This is a genomic window from Streptomyces alkaliphilus (assembly GCF_014141535.1).
Lineage (GTDB): Bacteria > Actinomycetota > Actinomycetes > Streptomycetales > Streptomycetaceae > Streptomyces > Streptomyces alkaliphilus.
This window is the reverse complement of sequence record NZ_VKHT01000258.1, coordinates 1-5,785: the sequence shown is the minus strand read 5'-3', so window position 1 is coordinate 5,785 and position 5,785 is coordinate 1. Positions and strand designations below refer to the sequence as shown.

General features: G+C 74.8%; 3 protein-coding genes and 1 pseudogene. 1 reads left to right on the top strand and 3 read right to left on the bottom strand.

Annotated features, from left to right (window positions below; genetic code table 11):
* Positions 1-489: 489 nt before the first annotated feature.
* From FNQ90_RS10605 to FNQ90_RS10595, 3 genes and pseudogenes are all read right to left on the bottom strand, one after another.
* The gene (locus FNQ90_RS10605) at positions 490-1,917 is read right to left on the bottom strand and encodes a transcriptional regulator (RefSeq protein ID WP_182606143.1); all 1,428 of its coding nucleotides are present in this window, start codon (positions 1,915-1,917) and stop codon (positions 490-492) included.
* Positions 1,918-2,802: 885 nt separating this feature from the next.
* Positions 2,803-3,717, bottom strand: a pseudogene (locus FNQ90_RS10600) (alpha/beta fold hydrolase); the annotation flags it as partial.
* Between the two features lie 573 nt (positions 3,718-4,290).
* Positions 4,291-4,986 carry a metal-dependent transcriptional regulator gene (locus FNQ90_RS10595; RefSeq protein WP_143620583.1) on the bottom strand — a complete coding sequence of 232 codons (696 nt, stop codon included), beginning with the start codon at positions 4,984-4,986 and terminating at the stop codon, positions 4,291-4,293.
* Between the two features lie 185 nt (positions 4,987-5,171).
* Here FNQ90_RS10595 and FNQ90_RS10590 point away from each other — a divergent pair.
* Positions 5,172-5,785 (top strand): sugar isomerase domain-containing protein (locus FNQ90_RS10590; RefSeq protein ID WP_182606142.1); only part of this gene is annotated, 614 nt, incomplete at its 3' end.

Here is a 5,785-nt window from a genome sequence, read left to right as displayed (position 1 = left end):
GGTCGGCGCCGTACGGCGGGGTCACGCCGTACGGCGCCTCGACACCGTACGGGGCCCCGTCGGATATCGAGGGTTCCGCGGATATCGGGGGCATCGCCCGGGTGGGCTCGTCCGCCCGGGCCCCCGTCGCACCGGGCCCCGGATGCGGGGGCGGGACGGCGGGCATCGGCGGCGCGGCGGGCATCGGTGGCACCGGCGTCCCGGCACCGGCGACGGGGGGGTACCCGTATCCGCCGGGGGAGCCGGGAACGTGCCCTCCCGGGCCCTCGGACCACGGCTCGGCGGGCCCCGGCGGGTACGACCCGCCGCCGGGCGCGGGGTGCGGTGCGTCCTCACGTCCGTGGTGGCTGCTCAACGGCCGGCTCCTCGTGACCTCATTCCACCGCCGGCCCGCGATGCCGCGCCCGGCACGCCCGGGTGGGGCGCCGCACCACGGTACCCGTTCGGGCCCGTGGTCCAACCCCTTCCCCGGGCGCCCCGGGAGCGGGATCACACCGCCACGGGAAGACTCCCGGCGCCGCGCCAGCGCTCGGTGAACTCCGTGACGGACGGGTTTCCCTGATGCGGCGCCAGGCGTGCCAGGAAGTCGCCGAAGTATTCGGTGCCGCGCCGGGACCGCACCCCCTCCAGCAGCTCCCCGGCCTCACCGGCGGTGCAGCACGCCTCCTCGAGCTCGCCCTCCTGGAGTCGCCCGGAGGCCAGGAGCAGCAGCACGATGACCCGGCGCCGGGTGCGGCCCTCCGGAAGTTCCGCCAGCGCCTCGCGGGCCCGCTCCCGGGTGGCCGCGCCCTGGCCGAGGTCGCGGTGGCAGTGGGCCAGCTCGTCGGCGAGGTAGGCACGGTCGAAGTGGGTGATCCAGTCCGGATCGTCACCGGAGGCGGGGTTGGCGCGCTCCAGGGCGGCCACCGCCGCGGAGGCGGCGCGCCGGCAGCTCTCGCGGTCGCCCAGTTGGGCGTGGCCGCGTGCCTCGGCGGCCAGGTACAGCGCCTCGGCGCGGGGTCCGACCCGTCCCCGGGTGCCCTCTCCGGCGGCCCGGGCGAGCTGCACCACCTCACGGGGGTTGCCGAGCTGGGCCGCCAGGTGGCTCATCCCGGCCGCCAGCACGTAACCGCCGAAGCCCCGGTCCCCGGAGGCCTGGGAGAGCCGCAGCGCCTGGATGTAGTAGCGCTGGGCCAGCCCCGGGAGTCCGGTGTCCACCGCCATGTAGCCGGCGAGTTCGGTGAGGCGGGCGGCGACCGCGAACAGTTCGCGTCCCACCTCCTCGCGGTAGGAACCGGAGAGCAGGCCGGCGACGACCGTCCCCAGGTAGTGGACGACCAGGGGCCGGACATGGCCCGACCCCCACCGGCGGTCCAACTCCACCAGCGCGGCGGAGGTCGCGCGCACCGCCTCCACGTCGGCGGTGCCCACCCGGGGCCCGCCGGTACGCCCGACCCGATCGTCGACAGGGGTGATCAGCCAGTCGCGGGAGGGTTCGACCAGGGCCGACGGGGTGGCCCCGGCGGCGGCCGGCAGTCGGCTCCCGTCGAACCCGGCGGGGTCGCGCCGCCCCCCGTCGGTGCGCCACAGCTCGGCCGCCTGCTCCACCGAGTCGCCGAGGTCGGGGGCGAACCGCAGGCCGATCGAGGAGGCGGTTCGGCGGGCCCCGCCCATGCCGATCTCCTCGGGGGTGACGGGCCGGCCGAGCTTCGCGCCGATGGCCTCGGCGATGACCTCGGGCGCGCGTCCGCGCGGTTGCTGACCCCGGATCCATCGGGCGACGGACGTCTTGTCGTAACGGAAGTCCAGCCCGCGTTCGGCCGCCCGCACGTTGACCCGCCGGGCCAGGCCGGCGTTGGAGCACCCGGCTTCCCGGATCATGGCCACCAGTCGCTCGTTCGGCTGCCGGGCGGGCGGAACCCCCGGTCCCTCGATCATCTGTGACTCCTCGCGGTGCGCGTACCGGCGCCCCGGTGGCGCCCCTGGTGATGGATTCCCGGCCGGCCCCGGGGGGCATGCCTGCGCACCGCTCGATGCGACCGTGCGCCCCGACTGCGCGTGACAGCCCGGGGGCGGGCCGTCACACTTTCGGCGCAGGGCAGGGCGCCTGCCGTGAACGCGCCGCCGGCCGACGGCGCGGACGCGCGTGTCCCACGATGTCCTTCCGGGGCCCCCGTGGCCCGGGCGATGAGCCGTTACGGGAAGCGATTCGGGGGTCTTCCGCCCGGCACCCGGACGGGAATGCCGGGCAGGGGTGTCGAACCACCCGTGCGCCTCCCCCGGCTGCGATGCGCCCAGCGCGCGCTTCTTGCGTACGCGCCGGGAGTGAGGGCGCGATCACGGTCACCCCGGGGTTCCGGGTGGGAGGAGAGGAAGGGGGGATACGGGTGAGCAAACCCACGAAACGGAAACAGCCGACAAGGGGGGCGAGGGGGAATCGGCGTGGCCCCTCCCCTCTCTCACCCCGTCGGGCGTCCGGCCCCGTTCCGGACGGAACGTTTCCGTCCCGGCACCGCGCTCGCCGACGGCCGTCCCCCGGTGGGTGGGCTCTCCGGGCCCGCGCCGTTGGGGCCGGAGCGCCGGGGACGGCGGTGGTTCGGGCCGTCGGTCGGACCCGGGCACGGGAGAACGGTTCCCGGTCACGGCTTCGGCCCGGCCTCGCGCGTCCCGGGGGTATCCCGGTCAGGGGCCGGAGCCGCGCGGTGTGCTCCGCGCCCCCGCCCGCCGTCCGGCCCGGTGCGCCCCGGTCGGCGCGGGGGCCCCGGGGGTGCCGTCGTTCGCGGCCCCCGGCCCCGGGGCCTCCTCCGGGGTGTCGCGCCCCTCCGGAGCGACTTCCTCCCGGTTGGCTTCCTCGTGCGGCACGTCCTCGCGCGGGGCGTCCTCGCGCAGCACGTCATCGAGGAAGCCGTCCACCACCTCCTGCCAGGCGTCCGGCCGGTCGAGGTGGGCGAGGTGACCGGCGTCGGGGATGTCGGCGTAGCGCCCGCGCGCCAGCACCCGGACCATCTCCTGGGCCTCGGCACGCCCCAACTCCCCGTCCACACCCCGCAGTACCAGGCTCGGGCAGCGGACGCGCGCGAGTTCCTCCCAGTGCGCGTCGTGGATCCAGCTCTCACGGGCCATCAGCATCTGCCGACGGGAGAACACCGGCCGCCAACCGTCGGCCCGTTCGACCATCACCTCGGCGTAGTAGTCGCCGCGGGTGGCGGAGGGGCGTTCCAGGCGCGGATCCTGTTCGGCGAACCAGCGTCGCGCCGCCGCCCGACTGCCGAAGGGCAGAGGCCAGGAGGCGTACCACTCCTCCCAGTCGCGCTGGGCCCGTTCACCGAGCGCGGAGGCCCGCATGTCACAGATGACCAGGGCCCGCACCAGGTCGGGGCGGCGGGCGGCCAGTTGCCAGGCCGTCAGTGCTCCCATGGCATGGCCGATGAGGATCACCGGCGCGAGTTCGAGACGGTGGATCACCGCCTCCAGGTCGGCGACGAAGGCATCCCGGTCGTAGGGACCGGTGACGGGTTTGTCGCTGAGGCCGTGACCGCGCTGATCCAGTCCGAACACCCGGAAGCGGTCCTCGAGACGGCGGGCCGCGCCGGCCCAGTGGGAGGCCCGCCCCATGAGGCCGTGGAGCATGAGCACCGCGGGACGGGAGGAATCACCGGACCGCTCGGCGCGTGCCGAGAAATTCCTGACCACCAACCGCAGTCCGTCCCGACCGGCCACCTCGATCCGCCGCGCCATGCGCTTCGCCTCCTCGCCTCCCGATGTCGCCGGGGACACCGTCGTGCCGGTCGCCTCGCGCGTGTCTCCCGGCCCACCGGGGCGTGGGGCGTCGTCCGCGTCCCGCGCGCCTTTTCCGCCGGCTCCCTCGCCGACTCCCGTTCCCCTTCGACCTTCCGGTTCACTCATGCGGGCCACTCGTCCGGGTCGACGTGTCGATTTGACCATGCCGCGGGTGCCGGGCGCATCGTTACCGGCCGGTGAATCGGAACGCGTCTCCTCTCCCGTCCCCGGGGGGGCATCCGGCGTCCCGGGCGACGAACAACCCCAGGATATCGAAAATTAGTTCGAATGAGGGGAGGGGTGATGTCCCGTTGGTTCCCACGGCGCGGCGGGGAGGTACCCGCGCGTGCCGGTGGCCCCGACCCGATCGGGTCGGGGCCACCGGCACGCGCGACAACCCGCTGAATCGCATGACACCGCGTCAACACCTGCCCGGCCCGGGGGCGGAGGGAACCGAGCGACGGGGAACGACCGCGGGGGCGCTCCCCGGGCCGTCCCGGCAGGGGCCCGCGAACCACGGGGCCCCGCGAACTACGACGCCTTGGCCACGAAGACGTGCATCGCCACCGAGGCGTCCAGCTCCGCGGCCTCACCGCCGCTGCCCACCTGCACACCGCCACCCACCGTGCTGGTGACGCTCACCGAGGCCCCCGGCTGAACCCCCGCCCGACGCAGGGTGTTCATGACCTGGGCGTCGGTCTGGATGGGTTCACCGATCCGACGCACCACCACGGTCTTGCCGCCCGGACCGCGCACCTCGGTGAGCGGCAGCATGCCCTCCTCCAGGAAGGACTCGGCGACACCCTCCTCGCCCAGCTCCGCCAGCGCCGGGATGGGGTTGCCGTAGGGGGACTGCGTGGGGTGGTTGAGCAGCTCCAGGACCCGACGCTCCACCGCGTCGCTCATCACGTGCTCCCAGCGGCAGGCCTCCGCGTGCACGTGCTCCCACTCCAGGCCGATGACGTCCACCAACAGGCACTCCGCCAGGCGGTGCTTGCGCATGACCCGCTCGGCCAACCGGCGGCCCTCGGTGGTCAGCTCCAGCCGGCGGTCCCCGGCGACGGTCAGCAGACCGTCGCGCTCCATCCGCGCCACCGTCTGGCTGACGGTGGGACCGCTCTGGTCCAGCCGCTCGGCGATACGGGCCCGCATCGGCACCACGCCTTCTTCCTCCAGCTCCAGAACGGTACGGAGGTACATCTCGGTCGTGTCGATGAGTCCGGACATGAGTGCCCCTAGGTATGTGTCGCGGTGGCCCTGGGTTCAATTCTGACGCATTCCACCGACATACGGGGCCGTGCGACCCCGACCGAACCCCGGCACGCCCTTGACAGGGCGGCGCCGACCGCACCACGGTGACGCACGGCGATCCGCCGCCTTCCGTCCGTCGATCCCCGGGGGTACCACCAGCGATGATCCGTCCCAGCGGCACCGGAACCGATCCCCTTCCCGCCGGCCCCGCCCCGGACGCCGGGGACCACGCCGAGCGCTACCTGCTCGCCGCCGAGTCCCTGCTGCGCCGGCTGCGGGAACGGGAACTCCACGCGATCCGCCACGCGGGCGTGGCGCTCGCCGACACCGTGGCCGCCGGGGGGCGGATCCTGGCCTGGGGCGCGGGCCACTCCTCGCTGCCCGCCCAGGACCTCGTCTACCGGGCGGGCGGGCTGGCCGTGGTCAACCTGCTCAACGTTCCCGGCACCACCGGTGTGGACGTCATGCCGGCCCATCTGGGCAGCGCCCTGGAGCGGGTCACCGGCCTGGCCACGGCGGCCCTGGACGCCTCCCCCGCCCGGGCCGGGGACCTGCTGATCGTCATCTCCCTCTCCGGGCGCAACGTCCTGCCGATCGAGATGGCCCGGCACGCCCGCTCGCTCGGACTGACGGTGGTGGGCGTGACCTCCGGGGCCTACGCCGAGCGCACCGCCTCCCGCGACCCGTCCGGCGCCTTCCTGCGCGACCACTGCGATCTGGTGCTGGACAGCGGCATCGGGGTCGGCGACACCGAACTGAGCGACCCGCGGATCCC

What these genes read in the sequence shown, in the direction of transcription:
- FNQ90_RS10605 (WP_182606143.1), bottom strand. Translation starts at nt 1,917, where the DNA reads ATGATCGAGGGACCGGGGGTTCCGCCCGCCCGGCAGCCGAACGAGCGA.
- FNQ90_RS10595 (WP_143620583.1), bottom strand. Translation starts at nt 4,986, where the DNA reads ATGTCCGGACTCATCGACACGACCGAGATGTACCTCCGTACCGTTCTG.